An 18,449-nucleotide genomic window follows, 5' to 3' on the forward strand; every position below is an offset into this window, starting at 1 on the left:
CTTATTCATCCGTATATAATGATTATATACTAAATAATTGTAACCTTCATAGTGCAAATCCAAGATGGCTTTTCCGCTTAATCGGCATTGATTTCAAGCCGGACTGTTTGGTATAGTGAATATGTAAATATTTTTCGTGAATCCGGCGTTATTGGTGAAAATATTTTTCGGGACGTGATTCTTTTTGAACCTGCTGAATGCCATCCGGGAAAAGGAGGCCGCTCTGAACCCGAAGGAGCGAGCCATCGCATCGTTCGTGCTTACTCATCCCCAGGAAACCGTGCAGATGACCATCACGGAGCTTGCGGAACGCTCGGGCGGAAGCACGGCGACCATCTCGCGGTTTTGCCGGCTGTTCCTGGCCGGAGGCTTCTCTGAATTCAAGCTGCGCTTATCCACCGATCTCGTGCAAGCGCCGCCGCCTCAAAGCTATCAAGACATCGTGGCGGGCAATTCGCTGGATCGCATCGCCTCCGCCATGGAAGCGAACCTGCTCAGCTCCATCACCGATACGACGCGCAGCTTGGATATGCGGGAGATGCAGCGGGCGGTCGAAGCGCTCAACCAAGCCAGGCAGATCGATCTGTACGGCGTCGCCACTTCGGGGGTAGTCGCTCAAGATTTTTATCAGAAGCTGATCCGGATCGGCAAGCGCGCCGTCATGTTCGCCGATTCGCATATGCAGCTCACTTCCGCTTCCGCACTCACCAACGAGGATGTCGCCATCGCCATCTCCTACTCCGGAGAAACTCCGGAAACGGTCAAGGCTCTTCGTTCGGCGGCCGAAAGCGGGGCGACCGTCATCTCCCTGACCAAGTTCGGGCCGAATACGCTCGCTTCCCTCGCCGCCATCCGGCTGTATACTTCCAATCGCGAGGCAGGTCTTCGGCGCGGTGACATGGCTTCCCGCATCGCCCAGCTGCATGTGCTGGATATTTTGTTCACCGCTATGATCAGCTCGAACTTCGACGAATATGTACCCCGCCTCGAAAAATCCTTTCAGGTGGTCAAAACCTATACCGGCAAGGAGGAACGCTAACATGAATGTACATGTTTTCGATTCGAACGAGAAATTGAATGAAGCGGGAGCCGGCATCCTCATCGGCACGGTCCAGACGAAGCCGCGGGCCGTCCTCGGTCTCGCCACGGGCAGCACCCCGATCGGCATCTACGAGGAAGTCGTCAAGGAGTTCAAGCGCGGGCTCGTCAGCTTCCGTAAAGCGAGCACATACAACCTGGATGAGTACGTCGGGCTTCCCGCCGGGCATCCCGAGAGCTATCTGGAGTATATGAAGCATCATCTGTTCGATCACATCGATCTCCCTGCTGAATCCGCCCACATTCCGGATGGTTCCGCGGCTGATCCTGAGGAAGAGTGCAAGCGATACGATGCCATGCTCGCCGACGCCGGGCACATCGACCTGCAGCTGCTCGGTCTCGGCCATAACGGCCATATCGGCTTCAACGAGCCGGATCATGCGCTGAACAGCGCTACTCATGTGGTGAAGCTGCGCGAGCAGACACGGGCCGCCAACGCTCGCTTCTTCGGCTCGCTGGAGGAAGTGCCCACCCATGCCATAACGATGGGGGTCGGCGCGATTCTTAAAGCCAAAACCATTCTGCTCGTCGTCCGCGGTGCCGATAAAGCGGAGATCGTCCACCGCGCCTTGACGGGGCCGATTGCAACAGAGGTTCCAGCGTCTCTTCTGCAGACGCATCCGTCTCTCGTGGTGCTGCTGGACGCTGAAGCAGGGAGGTTATTTCGATGACCACACGAACCGCTAACGAATTTCGCATTGTCCATGCCCGGATCGTGACGCCCAATGGCATCGTGGAAGACGGCTCCCTGCTCGTTCGCGATGGAAGGATTGCCGAGATTACTTCAGGGACGCCATCCGGCGGTCAGGATGGCATCCCTTCCATCGACGCAGCCGGAGCTTGGCTCCTTCCCGGCTTTGTCGATGTCCACGTCCACGGCGGCGGCGGCAGCGATTTTATGGATGCGACGAAGGAAGCCTTCGACACGATCACGGCTTTGCACGGCAGAAACGGGACGACTTCGATGCTTGCCACCACCGTTACCGGCTCGAAGGAGTCTCAAGACCGAGTCCTTGCTGCGGTCAAGGAATACCGCGAGCAGCCGATGCCCTATGCACAGCTGGTCGGCGTTCACCTGGAAGGACCTTTTATCAACAAGAAGATGAAGGGAGCCCAGAATCCGGACTACATCGTTCCCCCTCAGAAGGAATGGTTGGAGGATTGGCTTGGAAGCTATCCCGGTGAAGTGAAGATTCAAACCCTCGCTCCGGAGAGCGAAGGGGCGCTGCCTTACATCGGGCAGCTTGTTACCGGCGGCGTTGTCGCTGCAGCGGGCCATACCGATGCCACCTATGATCAGGTGGAGGCGGCGGCAGATGCGGGACTCACCCACGCCGTTCACTGCTACAATGCGATGCGCGGCCTTCATCACCGCGAGCCGGGGACGCTCGGAGCGGTGCTGACGGACGACCGCATCATCGCCGAGGTGATCGCGGACGGCCATCACGTCCACGCTGCCGGAGTCAAGCTGCTCTTCCGGCAAAAGGGCGCCGACAAGGTCATCCTCGTCACCGATGCGATCTCCGCCGCCGGCTTGGACGATGGGGATTACGCGCTCGGCGGACTGCCCGTCCTCGTCGAGGGCGGCGTGGCGCGACTGAAGGAAAACGGCGCGCTTGCCGGGAGCACGCTGACGATGATCGGCGCCTTCCGCTTTGCGGTCACGCAGGCGGGTGCCTCCATCGAGGAGGCGAGCCGCATGGCCAGCGGCAATCCGTCTCGGCAGATCGGCATCGATGCCGAGACGGGCACGCTTGAGCCGGGCAAGCAGGCGGATCTGCTACTGCTCAGCGCCGATCTCACGCTTGAGCAGGTTTGGGTGAAAGGCAGGCCGTTAGATTGATCGGTCGTACCTGCAACGGTTTTGAAGCTACGGCTAACCTGCTGGTTTCGGATTCCGTCGATTCGCTTCTTTCGAGAGGATGAAATCTGTAACCAAAGGCGAACACGATAACGATATACAAAGCCCTCATAGTCAGCTGTTATCTGTAGCTGATCCTATGAGGGCTTTTCCTTGAGTGAGAAGTCTAGAGTCGGGTCTCATCCTCCCTACGACATCAGCCATGGAAGTGCAGCCGCTATTCCCGCAAGGCATCGCGCAGGCGGGAAGAAGCATGATCTCCGCTGTTTCCCCGCGCCTTCCCCTGCCTCAACCGCAGCAACTCCTTGCGCAATCGCTCGTTCTCCGCTTCCAGCTCCTTGATCCGTTCTCGAGCTTCCTCCAGCAATTGCTCTTCCCCTGCCGGATGATTCATGGTGTTTCTTCCTTTCCCGCACCCAGCTCGCGAGGAGAGATGACAGCTTGAACGCGTCCCACCTGACCATCCGTGAGCCGGACCTTGATTCCATGGGGGTGTGTCGGAGAGTTCGTCAACAGCTCTTTCACCGTTCCCCGCGTCAACCGGCCTGTCCGCTGATCCGTCTTCAGGACGATATCCACTTCCAGACCGGGACGGATATCGCTGCGTTTGCGTCCATCCATGCGACTCCTCTCCTCCTTACCCGGTTTTGTTAACATGCTGCGCAAGACTACTTGCCGCGGCGACCTTGAGAGCCGCTTTTGCCACCGCTTCGTCCACCGCTTCGTCCGCCGCTTTGACTTCCTTTGTAGCCTCCTTGACGCTTGCTATCCGATCTTCCGGCCGCCGGTCGAGGGCTTGCACCACCGCGAGCACCGACCGAACGCTTATCGCGTCTGTCCGCGTTCTGCGGACCGCCGGAACGGTGTTCGCTTCCGCCAACGCGTGAACTGCTTGACCGTCGGTCACCTTCTCCCTCGCGCGAACCGCCGGAACGGCGTTCGCTTCCGCCGACGCGTGAACCGCTTGACCGTCGGTCGCCTTCCCCCTCGCGCGGACCGCCGGAACGCCGCTCCCGGCCTCCGCTTCTACCGCTTGACGCGCGTCCAGACTCACTAGCGGAACGGCCTTTACGTGAGGCGGAGGACCCGCTGCTCCCGGCGGCCATCCCCGTCCCATCCATCCTCCGCTTTTCCAGCGTCAATTGAATATCGCGTTCGATCGCCATCAGCTTCTCGCGGTCATGGGACGTTACCAAGGTGATGGCCATGCCCTTTTGGCTTGCCCGCCCGGTACGTCCGATCCGGTGGATGTAGCTCTCGCCGTCCAGCGGAATGTCGTAATTGACGACATGGGTCACGCCTTCGATATCGAGTCCGCGGGCCGCTACATCGGTTGCCACCAGGATCTGCAGCTTGGCGTCGCGGAACCGCTTCATCACCTGCTCGCGCTTAGCCTGGCTCAGATCGCCGTGCAGTTCATCGGCATTGAAGCCGTTTTGGATGAGCACCTCATTCAGCTTCTTCGCGCGGATTTTCGTCCGGCAGAAGACGACGGCCAAATACGGCTTATGTTGAGCGATGAGCTGCATGAGCGCCTGCTGCTTGCCCCGGTCCGTCGTCTCGATCACGAGCTGCTTGATGTTGTCGAGCGTGATCTTGCGGCCTTTCACGACGATATCCTCCGGCTGGAACATGTAGCGGGTCGCAAGCTTGCGCACATTGTCGGGCATCGTCGCGGAGAACAGCAACGTCTGCCGCATCCCCGGCATCTGTCGGATAATTCCTTCGACCTCCGGCAGAAAGCCCATGTGCAGCATCTGATCCGCTTCGTCCAGGACCAGGATGGAGAGCGAGGACAGCTCGACCGTTCCTCGGCCCAGATGATCGAGCAGCCGCCCTGGCGTCGCTACGATCACATGCGGCGCTGTCTTCAGCTTGCGGATCTGGCCTTCGACGTCCTGTCCGCCGTAAGCGGCCAGAACGGATGCGCCGACCGCCGGAGCCAGCTTGCGGATCTCGTCCGTGATCTGGATTGCCAGCTCCCGCGTCGGGGTCAGGATCAGGGCTTGCACCTCATCGCGCTCCGTATCGACCTTTTCCAGAATCGGCAGCACAAAAGCAAGCGTCTTCCCCGTTCCGGTCTGGGCCTGTCCGATCACGTCCTTGCCCGTTAGAATGAGCGGGATGGTCCGCTCCTGCACAGGGGTAGGCACCGCTACCCCGTTTTGTTGAAGCCGCCGGGCCAACACAGGCCGGACGCCAAGCTCAATGAAAGTTTCAGCCATAAATGCATCCTCGTTCCTTCATTATCGTATCGTATGCCTCATCCGATTGTTTCCGTTCTCGCGAAGCAGAACCTTCATTATAGCATGAACACGGGGCGGTCTGCCGCATATTTCCTCCGATTCGGGCTTCGTTCTTAAGGTTCCCTTCACAGTCCGGCCTTACCCTTGATCGTTGCCCTGCTTTACAGATTGTATCTGTTGATTCTGCGCTGCGTTTACGAGTGATCCGTAGCTTTCGCTTTCGCTTCAGTCGGCTTGCCCGTTATCGATCCCGACGGGTAATGCCCGTTCCTCAGCTTTCGGATCGAATAGCCGAAATCCATTTGCAGATGCGGATAATCCGGGAAATTCTCCCAATCTCCGCCCCACGTAAATCCTAGCTTCTTCGCCATAGCGACAACTTCCATCCAGTCGGATTTTCCGTTGCCGTTTCCGTCCAGCTCCAAGTCCCAAACGACATCGCCATCGCTAGCCTGAAGGGCAAAATCGACCGCCAGCCCATAATTGTGATAGGAGTGTCCGCCCTTCGCCTTCGTGACGATCGGCCCGTCGGTCACCCTTCCTTGATCGTAGAGGCCGTCCTGCTCTTCCTTGCTGCGGAAGCCGGTCGTCAGCACCATGCGAATCCCGCGTTTACCGGCAAGCGCGACCAGCTCCTTGCTCTTGGCATCCACCGTGGGATGCAGGCCGATCACGGAAGCAGGCTGGCGAAACGGGTTGTGCACAACCCCCTGCTCGTTTAAGAGCTTGCCCAAAAGCAGAATGCCGAGCAAGATGATCAAGAAGCGCAGGAAGCGCCGTTTCCGAACGACGGGCTTCGTTCGCCTCGGGCTGCGCCCTTTTTCCGGATAGGCCGGTTCTCTTTGCAGCATACGAATCTCCTCTGTTCGATTACTCCCCACCAGTGTACCATACCCTCAACCGGATTCGCCCGAAAAACCGTTCCTCTTGCATCTGAATGCACGAATTTCGCGAAGTTTTGAAAAGGGTTTCCTCCCACCGGCGGCGAAGGATATATGGAAGCGAATTCCATTCGAATTCCTATAGCATCCCCACTCCTATCATCAAGAAAGAAGGTCTCCCGTTCATGGCAAAACCGGGCAATGCCATCATCCATTCGTACCTCCCCCGAATTACTCCGGAGGAAGCTGGGGTATCCTCCCGCCAGATCAAAGGATTTCTAGACGCCGTTCATAAAAAAGGAATCCGTCTCCATACCTTTCTTGCCGTTCGTGAAGGAAAGGTATTTGCCGAGGCCTATTTCCCCCCCTATACGCCCACTCAATTGCAGCAGGTGTTCTCCCTCAGCAAAAGCTTCACATCTGTGGCCGTCGGGATGGCGGTTGAAGAGGGACGGTTGAAGCTCACCGATCATGTGGTCTCCTTCTTTCCAGCAAACGAACTGCCCAAATCATTCGATCCGAAGCTGAAGGAGCTGACCGTTCGCGATCTGCTTCGAATGGCGACCGGACAAGCACAGGAGCGTTGGGACGGGAGCAATTGGGTCCATTCTTTCTTCAGCGAACCCGTACACGATGAGAAGAGCGGACAGCTGTTCCGCTACAACACGCTCGGCACTCACATGTGCTCGGTCATCCTTCACAAGCTCGGCATTGATCTGGAGGAGTACTTGCTTCGAAAATTAATTCTTCCGCTCGGCATTGAAGGGACGCGCTGGCTGCGCAGTCCGCAAAAAATTGGCATAGGCGGCTTCGGGCTCAGCCTCATTCCCGAGCTTATCGCCAAATTCGGAATTCTCCTGCTTCAGGAAGGCCGCTGGGAAGGGGTTCAGCTCGTTCCCGCCTGGTACGTGCACGAAGCGACCTCCCACCAAATCGATACGGTTGCGGAAGGAATCGAAGTCCGGGAGGGCGATTGGGCTCAAGGCTACGGCTATCAGTTCTGGCAGTGCACGCACGGCTCTTTCCGCGGGGATGGCATGTATTCGCAGTTCTGTGTCGTGACCCCGGACAAGAAAACCGTATTCGCCGCCACCTCATTCTCTGACGATTACCAGGGCCTGCTCGATGTCTATTATGAGTATATCCTCGAACAACTGGCGGATGCTCCCCTCCCTGTTGATCCAGTGGCTGCCGCCGAGCTGGCGGAGCATTATCCGGAGAGTGGGGAGTGGCATAACGGGAAACCAACTGCCTACTCCTATCCGGCTCCTCTTCAGGTGGATGACGACGACACAGCAGGTAAAGGCTGGGACGGCTTGTCCATGCAGTTCCGCACAGCGAATAAAATCATACTGCCACTCTTGTCTCAGAGTATGAGCGTTTCTCTACAAGCTAAGGGAGACACGCTGCTGCTCAGAACCGGACGTGCAACGTTTCAGGCTGCTCGCGGAACGAATGTCGATTCGACCGTCTCCTACAAGGGGCTGCGGAATACCCGGTATATCGCCAGCTATGCGACGCGGGGGACCGACATCCTCGAATTTCGCCTCTTCTTAGTCGAGCACATGGAAGATCTTCTTTTTCGCTTTCAAAAGCAAGAAGGTGCAGTGGAGCTCACTCTCTTCGACGTCCATAATGGACAGGAGAACGTGCTCCTGAACTCGATTGGATCCCTGAAATAAAAATAGAGAAACAGGCTCGCTTCCGTCACATTTTTCCTAACCTTTTTTCCAAAGAATTTAGTATAATGTACAGGATGCCTTCCGGAAGTTTTCAAGCGCGCTTCCGGACTGTTTTTTTGAAACGAGGTGAAGCCGTATGCTTTATATCATCTATGACCTGGAAATGACCGTCTGCCGCAAAAAGAACCAGATCTCTGAAATCATTGAGATCGGCGCCGCAAAAGTCACCGAGCAGGACGGACAGCTCGTCGTGGCGGACACGTTTCAGGCGTTTGTTCAGCCGGTGAAAAACCCGGTTCTCACCAAATCGACGATCGAATTTACCGGAATCACCCAGGAGAACGTCCGCACTGCCGATCCATTCCCGGAAGCGCTGGCGAAATTCCTGGCCTGGATCGGGACTTCCGATTATTATCTGTGCTCCTGGGGGCCTGACGATAAGCTGCAATTCGTCCGCGAATGTCGCAGTCACAAGCTCGACATGACCTGGATTCGCAATCACAACAACCTGCAGCGGCAGCTGACCTCCATCCGTAAGCAGGAGAAGCACCAGCAGATGGGGCTGAAGGCCGCTCTGGAATGGCTCGAGATTCCCTTCTCCGGCTCGCACCACCGAGCCATGGACGATGCCTTTAATACGGCGCAGATTTTTGTCCGCCTCGCCGACCAGATGAAACTGGAGCTGAATGAGTTCGCGGAAGAGAAGCGCGAGGATGAGATTGTCTATAAAACCGGTCACTTTGCCAACAATCCGTTCGGCAACCTGGCTGATCTGTTGGAGGAAGAACCTTATGCGGGATAAAGAACCCCTTGTCGTATCCTCGGATCGCAACGTCCGCTTTGCGATTCCAGAGAAGCTGAAGAAATATTATCCTTTGCTAGGCATGGGGATGTTCCCGGTCATGGGTCTCATCTATGCGGCTGTGAACGGCCCCCGCGGCAAGGTGCAGAATCTGGTCACCGCTCTCGACACCGCGATCCCGCTCGTGAAAGTGTTCGCGATTCCTTACTCGATCTGGATCGTATTCATTTACGCATGCGTGATCTATTTTCTGATGAAGGATCGTAAAGTCTATTACGAATGCCTCGTCACCTATGCCTTATGCGCACTGGCCTGTTACGGAATCTATGCCGTCTTCCAAACGACGGTGCCAAGGCCGGTGCTCTACGGCGATGATCCGCTGACGCAGCTGCTTCGGTATATCTATCGGAGAGACCAACCCTTCAACTGCTTCCCGAGCATTCACTGCTTCTCCTGCTTCATGGTGATGCGCGCGCTGTACAAGAGCCATTTCAAGACGAAGCTGAATCAGACGCTCATCTACGGAATGGCAACAACCATCATCCTGTCGACCTTCTTCGTCAAGCAGCATGTCGTGCTCGACGCAGCGGCGGCTTTCCTGCTCGTGCAGATCATCCACCGACTGGTCGTGTGGCAATCCCAAGCGGGCTGGCCGCTCTTCCGCAAGCTGGTCGCTCAGGTGCGAAGCCTGTAATTCAATGGCATCATCATTACACTAGATCCCTTCGTTCAAATCATCCATGCCATGAAAAAACGGCCCTTCGGCCGTTTTTTTGCGTTATACCCAAAGCCTTGACAAGTAGATAGGAGATTGGGAAGCCGGAGACTATAGGCTTCCTTCTCCCGCTTTCATCCTCGCTTTTCGCACAAGCTGAAGGAAGGTTCCCGTAGCCGTTGCGACTAGCTGGCCCCGGTCATTCTGAATCGTGCAGGCCACTTGCCAGATGTCCGCCGCATGATGGACCACCCGCGCCTCCGCGAGGAGCCGCTTGCCGATGCCGGGATTGTGATAGGTCACATTCATATCGAGGGTCACATATTTGTCCGGGTCCTGGATATAGTCTTCCAGCATCCAGGCCATGGCCATATCGGCGAGAGTTGCTGTCAGCCCCCCGTACACGATTCGGTACGGATTCTGCATATCGGGGCGAATCGGCATGCCACAACGAAAAACTCCGTCCGCTCCGCGCTCTTCCCGCTCAATCTGCAGGAAATTCCCCAGAAACGGGTAGCGATTCGTCTTCATCCCCGCCAAGGCTCGCACCGTCTCTTCCACGACATGGACGTCGCGCTCCGACAATCCTTCGATCTTCTCGATCAATTCCTTCCGTTCCACTTCGATCACCCGCTTTTCGTGCGTTTCCTCCTGCCTGTCCGGCAGGTCATCCTTCCATCTTACCTTACAAGCATCCATCCTGGCAAAGGTCTGTTCCCATCCCAAAAGGCCCCCAAGCCGCGAGGTCCGGAATCCCTTCCGATTCCTTGTTCCGCAGCCTGAGGGCCTGTTTACCTGTTGTCTATCGCTTGCTGTGGGTCGATTCGTACGCTTAGTTCTTCTGCTTAACCACGACGGTAAACGTCTTGGACTCGCTCGCCATATCATTATAGAGAATAGCGGTCAGCACCACGGCTTGATCGCCCGTTCCGACTGCGGGGCGGTTCACTTTCTTCCCTCCATTGGGAATCAGGGCGGTGTTGGAGGACAGCCAAAGAATCTTCGAACCGTTCTCCCCTTGGGAAGGAAGCTTCAGCTCCCGGGTAACCGACGCTGCGGTATCGGTTCCGCTAAATCCGATGGTCAGCGCAGCCTTGTCAGCGGCAACCTTTTGAGCTTCCGACAATACCGGTTTGACAGTCACGGTAAAGCTGAGCGTATCGGAGATGCTGCCGCTCGTAATAATGGCCGTGAGCAGCACCGTTCCGTTCGCATCGGGGCCAGGTCGGTTCACCGTCTTGCCGTCATTCGAGATCACGGATGGATTGGAGGAATACCAGGTGATCTTGGAGCCGTTCGCTCCCTTGGTCGGCAAGCCAATCGGCTTGGTGACGGACGAAGCCGAATCCCCTTTGGCATAGTCCAGCTTGAGTGCCGCTTTGTCGAGCGCGACCTTCTGAGCATCGCTGATGTCGGCTTTCACCGTTAGTTCGAACACTTTATAGTCCTGTGCTGTTCCATACGACAGAACGGCGATCAGCACAACTTTGACGTCGCCTGTGCCTGCAGCCGGGCGTTTGATGAGCTTGCCCTCATTCGTCAGCATGTCCGGGTAGCTCGACTGCCAAGTGATCTTAACCCCTTGCTTTCCTGTTTGGGGAAGCTTATCGAGTGAAGTTGTGACGGATGCGACGGTATCCTTGCCGCCGAAATCGATAGCGAGTGCCGCTTTCGCCTCCGCTACGCGGGAGGCATCGGTCTTCTTCGCTTTTTTATTCGGCTGGTTCTTCTTCCACTGTTGGACGAAATTATCGAGTACTTGCCGGGATCTGTCGCTGCCTACCGCTTTCCCGTTCTTCTCCTGCCCGGGAGGGGTCGATTTGCCTTGTGCCATCGTAGCTGCAGGAGCAATAGCTCCGAGAATGAGCGCGCTTGCGGTGATCAGGGTCAGTGTCTTTTTGGATATCACCCGTGATCCTCTCCTTTTCTGTATCAATTTTCAATATACAGATTCGGCGGCCGCTGCCATTTTCAGGGTGTATGGGGGTCCAGCGCCTCTTTAGAACAATAAATCGAGTATTTCGTCCTCCGTCACGGGACCAAAGTAATACTTGAGATCGACACCATTCAACGCCTCGCGGACGGACTCCCGGTCATATTTCACTCCGGCAAGCTTCTCTTCGATCTCCGCCACTTCTCCTACCCCGAAGAAATCGCCGTACAGCGACGCTCGGGATATACGGCCGTTCTGAACATCCAGCCGGAAGTCGTAAGTTCCCGCAGTCAGCCGCTTCACTTGCCGGTAGTTGAAGTCAGGAGATTTGCCGTAGTTCCAGTCCCAATTGCCATATCGCTCGGCCGAGATCGCGCGGACTTGCTCCCAGTCCTTTTCCGTAAGCGGGTACTTTTGGACGTCTTTACCTTCAAAAAACGAATGCAGGAGAAAGCTGCGGAACTCCTCAATGGTCATCGGTTGATCGAGGAACTCCGTGATGTTGGCGACGCGGCTCGAAACCGATTTGACCGCCTTCGATTTGAATTTCTCCGCATTCACCCGCAGAGCCGACGCGACCTTGCCGAGCTCGGTATTGAACAGCAGCGTACCGTGGCTGAACATCCGGCCTTTCTGTGTGAATTGAGCGTTGCCAGAAATTTTGCGTTCTCCAATCTGAATATCGTTGCGGCCCGAAAGCTCCGCCTCAATCCCCAGTTTGCGCAGCGCCGCTACCACCGGATCGGTGAACTTGCGGAAGTTGTGAAAGGAGTTGCCGTCGTCGTTCGTGATGAAGCTGTAGTTCAGGTTGCCGAGATCGTGGTAGACCGCTCCGCCTCCGGACAGCCTCCGAACCACCTTGAGGCCTTCCTGATCCACGTATTCCGTATTGATCTCTTCCATCGTGTTCTGGTTTTTGCCGATGATGATGGAAGGCTCGTTGATGTAGAACAGCAAATAATCCGAATCCGCGGGCAGATTCTTCAGCGCGTATTCCTCGAGCGCCAGGTTGATTCGCGGGTCCGTTATTCCTTCGTTATCGATGAACAGCATGTCAGGTCCCTCCGCTTTGCTTATGTAAGTTTTATTGCTCATCTTTCACGATATCACTCCTGAGCGGAGGGCGCAAACGCGTGATCAAATTCACAAAATGAAAGCTAGTTATATTAGTGTTAGAAATATCATATCTAATTATTGGTAATATTTCATATGATTAGTTCATTCGCCTGGCGCACTGCAAACGATCATGCCTTGACAAGCAGTTCTACAAACGGGTGGGAAGACCGGGAGGACGATGGAGCGAGATATGGAAGAGTTAGAAGATAAGATTTTGCCTTATCTGCGGGTACTGGTTCTTACGCTGTTTGTGAGCCATATCGTTTTTATATGGAACATGGTTACTCATTACCAGCAAAAACAGTATTCTGGATTAAGAAAGAGTATTCGATTGTATTTTTCACGTGATCTAACAGGTGGGCTTGATACGACAGGTATTTATCACTGGTATTATGACGTATTCAAAAGATATTTTCTGATCGATAATGCCATACTCTTTCTTACCCTCGCTCTTCTTGTTTATTTGTTTATGAGGAACAAAGGGATCTTCCTGGGGCTTATGCTAGCCGTCTATTCCGGTTTGTTTATCGTCCACATTTTCCCGGATCTTTGGTTCATGATGACGGGGAATGTCACGATTCTGACGGGAGTGCGTTTCCTGTTCGCAAGCGGTGCATCCCATCCCGGTATGACTGACCGGTTTCAAGACGTTGTATGGCTCGATCGTGGGTGTAGCCGCCATTGGATATGCCATCTACACGATTTCACATTTTCGCAAACCTCCTATTAGGCAAGAGTAAATCTCAGACCCAATGATTATCCTCCGTACAAAAAAGTACCGCCGGAGCAGCTCGCTCACCGACAGTACTTTTGCTTGCTAACCTTTTACTTCGCAGTCGTCTCTTCGACCTTCTCGAAGCTTTCCTTCGGGGCGTCGCACTTCGCGCATTTGCCCGGACGGCAGCGGCCTTCCTTCGTTTCGCCGCAAGCCTTGCATTTCCATACTGCCATGGGTTGCACCTCGCTTCCGTTATCCGAGTTTTACGAGCGTGGAGCGCTCTCCTGTACTCTTTTCGAGAAAAAGGCGAACACTCCTTCCCCTAGTTTTGTCGGTTTTGCGGCAGCTTCATCGGAGACCAAACCCCTTTTATTCTCCCCTTTTAAATGGTCACAGCAGGTACTACTTACTCATTATCAGTCGATCAATTGAATTTTCCATTCTCCTGCTTCGTTAGGCTCGAAGTAATATCCTAGATTTACTTCGTCAATCCTTTTGTCTCTCCATATTTGTACGAGTACTGAGATTGATATCCCCTCGCCCTTCGGATAGTATTCGCATCGAGAAATATCTAGAAATCTGTATTGGTTTGTGTTTTTAACGAAATCCATATTACCAGGAGTATCATGACCTTCAAGTAAAGTCGCTTTGAATTTGACTTCATCTTTATTGACGAGAGCTTCCAAGTTGTCTTTTAATCGTTGTCGAATTTCATCCGTGATGAAATCCTGATTCAATTTGAAGAAGTCAACAAAAACCCCTTTCTCGAATGAAGTTATTTCCTGTGTGACAACAGGTGATTCAAGTGACTGTGATGGTCGTGTATTTTTTACCGTAGCAGATGATTGAAGATCTTCTGAGTTATTTTCATTTATGTGTGTACACCCGGTTAATAAAATGATCAGCAAAATTCCTACCGGTAATAAGTGCTTCATAAACTCTCCTCCTTTTTATATAATAAACGAGAATAAATGGTAAAAGTTTCAATGACAGAATAAACACACGCTTCACTCAATTTCAATGTAAAAAAGGCAAAAAGAAGGTATCCCAAAAGTCATTGTAGATGACTGAGGGACTCCCTCTTTTCAATTCGTAACACAAAAAGAAACCACTCTGGTAAAAATCCAACCATAACCAATAGGAGAGGTTTCTTATGTACATTCAATATAGCACGTAGCTTATCCTAGAGGTGGACGAGACTGTTATCACCCCAAGATACTCAGCATAATCATCATTTACACCTATACGCAACGCATCAACTCCTCTCGTCAGATTGCCAAGGCCGTCCGCGAAAATGTTAATGTAGATCGCAGGTAGGTAGCGCCCAGACTTTCGAACCATCAACTGCTTTCGCTCGGAGCGCATGAAAGCTGTGCAGGAGACCGTGTTTACTGCGGTTCTTCAATTTTTAGCGGAAGATAACTACGTGCAGCTCATGCATTACTTTGTGGACAGTACCAAGATCGAAGCCAATGCCAACCGATATACCTTTGTTTGGGGGAAGAAGAAGGACCGCATAAGGATCGGGATCTTCCCGAACTGGGCGAGTCTTTCTACCATAACGAGTGAGAAGCTGGAGCATGCCGTCAAACAATTGAGGGAACGCCTGCAGGAGAAGCCGAACGGTAAGCCACTAAAGAAAGCAGTGCGTATTCTCCGTAAGGACCTTCTTCCTCGCATGAAGCGATTTTAGGCACGAGAAACAGCTACAGCAAAACCGACCATGACGCCACCTTTATGGGAATGAAAGAAGACCATATGCGAAACGGCCAGCTCAAGCCAGGTTACAATGTGCAGATCGGTACCGAAAACCAGTTCATATTCTCAGTATAGCGGCCTACCGATTCACGCTGCCTCATCCCTCATCTGGAGAAAGTAAAATCGCAGCTTGGGAAGTTGTCAACGACCCTTGGTTTCATTTAGCTGTCATATCATTTTGTCGCTGAGGGTGTCAAAAGTTTGCTTCTGAGACACCCTCTTTTCTGAAGCATTTGGAATAACGTTTATAGCCAAGTCGCGTTCGTAATTGTTACGGTACTAACAGTAGGACGGGAACCGAAAGAAACCGTTCCAACCGTTCCATTAGCATTTTTATATCGCATTTTGGATGCAGTGCTTCCATCCAGCATAACTCCATCGTAGCAACCTAAAGAGGACATGATCCCTCGTACTTCAAAAGGAGTTGCTTGGTCGATTACGGCAAGGACGATTTTCCCGCTTTTGATGCCGATGGCAGAGCGATAATTAGATCCGGTGATGTCGGCATTTCCCTTTTCGGATGCGAGTTTTGTGGTAAGGACGCTTGCTGAAGTAATTGTCGAGTCTCCGATGAATAGGCTAATACCACCAATCGCCCAATCAACCCAACTTGTCGGAATGGAAAGGTCAGCAGATGTGTTGAGAATAAAAGAGGATGCAGTCCTCGAACTACCATTGTTCGGACGGAAGCAAACAAACGTCCCCCGTTTGAAACCTTGATTTGTTGCACCATTCGGACCGAGGGACGCGCAACCTCCCCCCCCAAGTAATACCGCAAGTTACAAAGGTGCCGTCATCAAAGAAAGTTCCATTGATACCTAATTTATCAGAAAGATCCAGTTCTTTTCTTACTTTTTTAGTAGGATCAGCATTATAAAGACTGAGTATTTCAACACCGGTTGCGCTGATGTCTACTTCGATGTAATCCACCGACTTGGAATTAATTGTACTATGTGTGTGTTTTGCAACAGCCATTTTGGATTTCCTCCTATTTGCGTATTTATAAGCATTATTTTTAGGTTAGGAATTGGTGCGGGCTAGGATAACCGAGCGGAAGGCGTATCCTTCGCCACTCACCGCCAGGAAACCTTTCCAATTACTTGTCCTTATAAAGTAAAGTGAGACAAACTCGAAAAAAACAACCTATTCAAAATTTATGCATGAAGCTTTCGTTAGCGATTTAAAGGATATAAGACAAGCAAATAAATATACGGATTGAACCTCTGTCAATAGAAAGATACAAAGAATAAAAGAATCGAGAAAAATATGCCGCCCTTCCAAGTCTAGAATGGATTCGTTTTGCATTATAGAAGCATGTGATGTATTCGAAGATTCGCTTTTGTGTTTGTTTGAAGGTTGCCAGCCGGGCTTGGTAATCGTGAGGGGCATACTGGCTTCCGCGATCTGAATGGTGAAGCAGTCCTTCTTCAGGCTGCTGCTGGTTGCATTTCCGACCCTGAGCCTGAATGACCAACTTCTTTGTCATCCGTTCAACCATCTGGAACCCCACGATTTTTCGGCTTTGAGATCTATGACGCTCACCAAATACAGCCTCCCTCATCGGTGACGATATAGGTAATATCTGTAAGACGGGCTTTATTCCGTTTCTCCGTTCGGAACTACCGATTCAAAAGGTTCTCCAATCTGTTATTGCCATGCCTCATCCTCTTCTTTTCAAAAATGTTGGGTTGTGATGGAACACAAAAAAGCGCTTCTCCCAGAAAATGATCGTTAAAATAGGCAAATTCAACCTATTCCGGCTGATCATAATCTTGGAGAGACGCTTTCTGCAAAAATGGTTCACGGCGCCTGCCAGAACCCTTATTGATGAAAAATTGAATTGATATCCCTTACTATATTTCAGTTTGGTTGGATACCTAATCCATAATATACGGTCATCATACCGACAATGCTGTAATATCAATAACGGTCAGGAGGGTAAACGAATGAAAGAAAGTTCCTCTTTTCTATGGGATTATTAGAACGGATTGAGCCGTTTCCTCTCCCTTCCGATGGAAGTGTGGGTTAGAAAGTTAATGCTTAGGAAACGATCCTTCTAATACTTATTACTAGGTGGACAGCTTACAGCCACTTCATGACCCACAAGATCCAATAAGCAGCCGGAACCAGCAGCACCTGAGCAACCATCGTTCCGATCAGCCGCGTGACGATCATGAGAGCGAAGATTTTACCAAGTCGGGCGCGTTCCTTCGGATAGGCGAGCGCTTTGTCTGTCATGAGCCCCATCTTCGGATCGATCATAAGCGCGAGGATGACGGTCGCTAATCCATTGATCAGCCCGGACGATTGCGATGCAGCCGTGCCGAATTCGGGGCTGAGATAGGAGGCATACAAGGCGGACAGAACGCCTGTCGTATAAATAGCCGTGGCCATGATGTTCAGGGCTAGTAAGCGCTTGGGCACGCCATAGATGCGCAAGGAGCGGAGCATAGCCCAAGTCGGCCTGCGCAGGTGGACGGGCGCTTTCTTCAGCTGCTCAATCGTGACGCTGGTGACCATCTTCGACAAGGAGCCTGCGGCCTCCAAGTGGCTGAGAAAACGCGAGGCGAAGACGACCAAGGTCGGAAAGAGCAGAAGCCCCAGCAAGGTTCCGACGCTGGATGCCGTCAGGATGGAACGAAAAGATGTGAGTAGCGGATAACTCGAATCCTTTTTCGCGAGATCGACCATTTTGCCGAGAATGGGGGACTGGATCAGATTTGAGGTTCGGGATACGAGCAGGACGATCCCCGTAAGCGATAGAGCGACGGCGTATTTGCCCGTACGTACTCCTGCGTAGCGAAGGGAGTAAGACAAGGTCTCCACCGCATGAATCACCACCGTCAGCAAAAACGCTAATAAGAAACCGTCCATCATCTGATTTCGTCCCCCGCTTCTTTCGCAAAACCGGAATTCCATTCGTTCGCAGGCTCTGCGTTTCCTTTATCTAAGACTTGTCTAAAACCAACCCGCTTACCGACGGATCAGCTGTCATCTTCATGCCTTAACTGGTTTCTTCAAGCCTCTTCCGGCTTATTCCTTCACGCCGAGAATAGCCTCAACCACAGGATAGGAGATCGTGAACCGATCCCGGTAAAGGCTGAGCGGCTGGTCTTCATACATACTGACCACTCCCTTTTGCAGGATGGCCGTCTTGAAGCCTCGCTCCACCGCCCCGTTGAAGGTAAACAGGGCACAATGCTCGGCGGCAAAGCCGGAGACGATGACGAGATCTATCTCCCGATTGCGAAGAATGGTCTCCAGCTCCGTATTCCAGAAGCCATTGGCCCAGGTCTTGCGGATGTAGAGATCGTCCGGTTCCTGATCGACCTCCGGGATGATCGCGAAGGCCGCTTCGTCCTCCTGCTGCTCGTTGTCCTGCACATGCACGACCAACTGCCGATTGCTGCGGAGCAGAGATGCTACGTAATTGATGTGTTCGCATGCTTTCTTGGCTCGCAGCGGCAAGGCTGGACTTTCTTGCATCAATCCGACCTGCAAATCGATGATGAGCAAGGCTATTTTCATAGAAGGCTTCACTCCTTACGGATATAGGCGCCACAAAGCAACGCTTCTTTTTATTCCTTCAACTGGTATCGCATCCCATTAATTCGCGACTGCTTATCCAATATCCTGCTC

At 52.9% G+C, this 18,449-nt stretch carries 21 protein-coding genes and 1 pseudogene; 8 read left to right on the forward strand and 14 right to left on the reverse strand.

Features of this window, described 5'->3' with window-relative positions; translation table 11 throughout:
- The first annotated feature begins 184 nt into the window (after positions 1-184).
- Genes BN2684_RS10445 through nagA form a run of 3 tightly spaced genes read left to right on the forward strand, consistent with a single transcriptional unit; the run spans position 185 to position 2,941 of the window.
- Positions 185-1,039 carry a MurR/RpiR family transcriptional regulator gene (locus tag BN2684_RS10445; RefSeq protein WP_058302107.1) on the forward strand — a complete coding sequence of 285 codons (855 nt, stop codon included), beginning with the start codon at positions 185-187 and terminating at the stop codon, positions 1,037-1,039.
- Between the two features lies 1 nt (position 1,040).
- Positions 1,041-1,769 (forward strand): glucosamine-6-phosphate deaminase, encoded by a 729-nt coding sequence (gene nagB / locus BN2684_RS10450; RefSeq protein ID WP_058302108.1) that lies wholly within the window; start codon positions 1,041-1,043, stop codon positions 1,767-1,769.
- The gene (gene nagA, locus BN2684_RS10455) at positions 1,766-2,941 is read left to right on the forward strand and encodes an N-acetylglucosamine-6-phosphate deacetylase (RefSeq protein WP_058302109.1); all 1,176 of its coding nucleotides are present in this window, start codon (positions 1,766-1,768) and stop codon (positions 2,939-2,941) included. The genes nagB and nagA overlap by 4 nt, the downstream gene beginning before the upstream one ends.
- Before the next feature lie 235 nt (positions 2,942-3,176).
- Here nagA and BN2684_RS24495 read toward each other — a convergent pair whose 3' ends face one another.
- The 4 genes from BN2684_RS24495 to BN2684_RS24940 all read right to left on the reverse strand — a co-directional run bounded on the left by BN2684_RS24495 (position 3,177) and on the right by BN2684_RS24940 (position 6,056).
- A complete protein-coding gene (locus tag BN2684_RS24495) occupies positions 3,177-3,353 on the reverse strand; it encodes a hypothetical protein (RefSeq protein ID WP_159065781.1) in 177 nt (58 codons plus the stop codon).
- A complete protein-coding gene (locus tag BN2684_RS10460) occupies positions 3,350-3,580 on the reverse strand; it encodes a YwbE family protein (RefSeq protein WP_058302110.1) in 231 nt (76 codons plus the stop codon). Before BN2684_RS10460 ends, BN2684_RS24495 begins: the two co-directional genes overlap by 4 nt.
- Before the next feature lie 47 nt (positions 3,581-3,627).
- A complete protein-coding gene (locus BN2684_RS10465; protein WP_058302111.1) occupies positions 3,628-5,184 on the reverse strand; it encodes a DEAD/DEAH box helicase in 1,557 nt (518 codons plus the stop codon).
- Between the two features lie 215 nt (positions 5,185-5,399).
- Positions 5,400-6,056, reverse strand: coding sequence for a M15 family metallopeptidase (locus BN2684_RS24940; RefSeq protein WP_058302112.1), 657 nt, complete (start codon positions 6,054-6,056; stop codon positions 5,400-5,402).
- Positions 6,057-6,271: 215 nt separating this feature from the next.
- Here BN2684_RS24940 and BN2684_RS10475 point away from each other — a divergent pair, with 215 nt between their 5' ends.
- From BN2684_RS10475 to BN2684_RS10485, 3 genes are all read left to right on the forward strand, one after another.
- Positions 6,272-7,768: a serine hydrolase domain-containing protein gene (locus tag BN2684_RS10475; RefSeq protein ID WP_058302113.1), complete on the forward strand. Its 1,497-nt coding sequence runs from the start codon at positions 6,272-6,274 to the stop codon at positions 7,766-7,768.
- Between the two features lie 136 nt (positions 7,769-7,904).
- Complete coding sequence (locus BN2684_RS10480) at positions 7,905-8,570, forward strand: 3'-5' exonuclease (protein WP_058302114.1); 666 nt, start codon at positions 7,905-7,907, stop codon at positions 8,568-8,570.
- Complete coding sequence (locus BN2684_RS10485; RefSeq protein ID WP_058302115.1) at positions 8,560-9,264, forward strand: phosphatase PAP2 family protein; 705 nt, start codon at positions 8,560-8,562, stop codon at positions 9,262-9,264. Before BN2684_RS10480 ends, BN2684_RS10485 begins: the two co-directional genes overlap by 11 nt.
- A gap of 132 nt (positions 9,265-9,396) precedes the next feature.
- Here the strand turns inward: BN2684_RS10485 and BN2684_RS10490 are convergent, their stop codons facing one another.
- The 3 genes from BN2684_RS10490 to BN2684_RS10500 form a co-directional block, all read right to left on the reverse strand.
- Positions 9,397-10,011, reverse strand: coding sequence for a PaaI family thioesterase (locus tag BN2684_RS10490; protein WP_234340213.1), 615 nt, complete (start codon positions 10,009-10,011; stop codon positions 9,397-9,399).
- A 106-nt stretch (positions 10,012-10,117) separates the two neighbouring features.
- Positions 10,118-11,194: an immunoglobulin-like domain-containing protein gene (locus tag BN2684_RS10495; RefSeq protein ID WP_058302116.1), complete on the reverse strand. Its 1,077-nt coding sequence runs from the start codon at positions 11,192-11,194 to the stop codon at positions 10,118-10,120.
- A gap of 90 nt (positions 11,195-11,284) precedes the next feature.
- On the reverse strand, positions 11,285-12,271 hold the full coding sequence (locus BN2684_RS10500) for a lipoate--protein ligase (RefSeq protein WP_058302533.1): 987 nt from the start codon (positions 12,269-12,271) through the stop codon (positions 11,285-11,287).
- A 253-nt stretch (positions 12,272-12,524) separates the two neighbouring features.
- On the opposite strand from BN2684_RS10500, the gene BN2684_RS10505 reads away from it, so the two are divergent.
- Positions 12,525-13,064, forward strand: a complete 540-nt coding sequence (locus BN2684_RS10505; protein ID WP_159065782.1) for a hypothetical protein — start codon at positions 12,525-12,527, stop codon at positions 13,062-13,064.
- A 95-nt stretch (positions 13,065-13,159) separates the two neighbouring features.
- Here BN2684_RS10505 and BN2684_RS25180 read toward each other — a convergent pair whose 3' ends face one another.
- Both BN2684_RS25180 and BN2684_RS10510 read right to left on the reverse strand, forming a co-directional pair.
- Positions 13,160-13,285, reverse strand: coding sequence for an RCKP-type rubredoxin-like domain-containing protein (locus BN2684_RS25180; RefSeq protein ID WP_262360914.1), 126 nt, complete (start codon positions 13,283-13,285; stop codon positions 13,160-13,162).
- 183 nt (positions 13,286-13,468) lie between these two features.
- Positions 13,469-13,987, reverse strand: coding sequence for a hypothetical protein (locus BN2684_RS10510; RefSeq protein WP_058302118.1), 519 nt, complete (start codon positions 13,985-13,987; stop codon positions 13,469-13,471).
- Positions 13,988-14,228: 241 nt separating this feature from the next.
- Between BN2684_RS10510 and BN2684_RS25490 the strand changes: the two are divergent.
- A pseudogene (locus BN2684_RS25490) lies at positions 14,229-14,553 on the forward strand (transposase); the annotation flags it as partial.
- Between the two features lie 502 nt (positions 14,554-15,055).
- Here the strand turns inward: BN2684_RS25490 and BN2684_RS25365 are convergent.
- The 5 genes from BN2684_RS25365 to BN2684_RS10530 all read right to left on the reverse strand — a co-directional run bounded on the left by BN2684_RS25365 (position 15,056) and on the right by BN2684_RS10530 (position 18,338).
- Positions 15,056-15,457 (reverse strand): phosphodiester glycosidase family protein, encoded by a 402-nt coding sequence (locus BN2684_RS25365; RefSeq protein WP_082651875.1) that lies wholly within the window; start codon positions 15,455-15,457, stop codon positions 15,056-15,058.
- Positions 15,458-15,479: 22 nt separating this feature from the next.
- Entirely contained in the window at positions 15,480-15,785 is a 306-nt protein-coding gene (locus BN2684_RS10520; RefSeq protein ID WP_058302120.1) for a hypothetical protein, read from the reverse strand.
- A gap of 205 nt (positions 15,786-15,990) precedes the next feature.
- Entirely contained in the window at positions 15,991-16,371 is a 381-nt protein-coding gene (locus BN2684_RS25370) for an IS3 family transposase (RefSeq protein ID WP_108722190.1), read from the reverse strand.
- Between the two features lie 521 nt (positions 16,372-16,892).
- A complete protein-coding gene (locus BN2684_RS10525; RefSeq protein ID WP_058302121.1) occupies positions 16,893-17,687 on the reverse strand; it encodes a lipid II flippase family protein in 795 nt (264 codons plus the stop codon).
- Positions 17,688-17,843: 156 nt separating this feature from the next.
- Positions 17,844-18,338: a cysteine hydrolase family protein gene (locus tag BN2684_RS10530; RefSeq protein WP_058302122.1), complete on the reverse strand. Its 495-nt coding sequence runs from the start codon at positions 18,336-18,338 to the stop codon at positions 17,844-17,846.
- Positions 18,339-18,449 lie beyond the last annotated feature (111 nt).

Source organism: Gorillibacterium timonense (assembly GCF_001457415.1).
GTDB lineage: Bacteria > Bacillota > Bacilli > Paenibacillales > NBRC-103111 > Gorillibacterium > Gorillibacterium timonense.

Excerpts from the sequence above, each read along its gene's own strand:
- BN2684_RS10510 (WP_058302118.1), bottom strand. The coding sequence starts at position 13,987 with ATGAAGCACTTATTACCGGTAGGAATTTTGCTGATCATTTTATTAACC.
- BN2684_RS24940 (WP_058302112.1), bottom strand. The coding sequence starts at position 6,056 with ATGCTGCAAAGAGAACCGGCCTATCCGGAAAAAGGGCGCAGCCCGAGG.
- nagA (WP_058302109.1), top strand. The coding sequence starts at position 1,766 with ATGACCACACGAACCGCTAACGAATTTCGCATTGTCCATGCCCGGATC.
- BN2684_RS10520 (WP_058302120.1), bottom strand. The coding sequence starts at position 15,785 with ATGGCTGTTGCAAAACACACACATAGTACAATTAATTCCAAGTCGGTG.
- BN2684_RS10460 (WP_058302110.1), bottom strand. The coding sequence starts at position 3,580 with ATGGATGGACGCAAACGCAGCGATATCCGTCCCGGTCTGGAAGTGGAT.
- BN2684_RS10465 (WP_058302111.1), bottom strand. The coding sequence starts at position 5,184 with ATGGCTGAAACTTTCATTGAGCTTGGCGTCCGGCCTGTGTTGGCCCGG.
- BN2684_RS24495 (WP_159065781.1), bottom strand. The coding sequence starts at position 3,353 with ATGAATCATCCGGCAGGGGAAGAGCAATTGCTGGAGGAAGCTCGAGAA.
- BN2684_RS10500 (WP_058302533.1), bottom strand. The coding sequence starts at position 12,271 with ATGCTGTTCATCGATAACGAAGGAATAACGGACCCGCGAATCAACCTG.
- BN2684_RS10480 (WP_058302114.1), top strand. The coding sequence starts at position 7,905 with ATGCTTTATATCATCTATGACCTGGAAATGACCGTCTGCCGCAAAAAG.
- BN2684_RS10485 (WP_058302115.1), top strand. The coding sequence starts at position 8,560 with ATGCGGGATAAAGAACCCCTTGTCGTATCCTCGGATCGCAACGTCCGC.
- BN2684_RS25180 (WP_262360914.1), bottom strand. The coding sequence starts at position 13,285 with ATGGCAGTATGGAAATGCAAGGCTTGCGGCGAAACGAAGGAAGGCCGC.
- BN2684_RS25370 (WP_108722190.1), bottom strand. The coding sequence starts at position 16,371 with ATGAGGGAGGCTGTATTTGGTGAGCGTCATAGATCTCAAAGCCGAAAA.
- nagB (WP_058302108.1), top strand. The coding sequence starts at position 1,041 with ATGAATGTACATGTTTTCGATTCGAACGAGAAATTGAATGAAGCGGGA.
- BN2684_RS10475 (WP_058302113.1), top strand. The coding sequence starts at position 6,272 with ATGGCAAAACCGGGCAATGCCATCATCCATTCGTACCTCCCCCGAATT.
- BN2684_RS10505 (WP_159065782.1), top strand. The coding sequence starts at position 12,525 with ATGGAAGAGTTAGAAGATAAGATTTTGCCTTATCTGCGGGTACTGGTT.
- BN2684_RS10525 (WP_058302121.1), bottom strand. The coding sequence starts at position 17,687 with ATGATGGACGGTTTCTTATTAGCGTTTTTGCTGACGGTGGTGATTCAT.
- BN2684_RS10530 (WP_058302122.1), bottom strand. The coding sequence starts at position 18,338 with ATGAAAATAGCCTTGCTCATCATCGATTTGCAGGTCGGATTGATGCAA.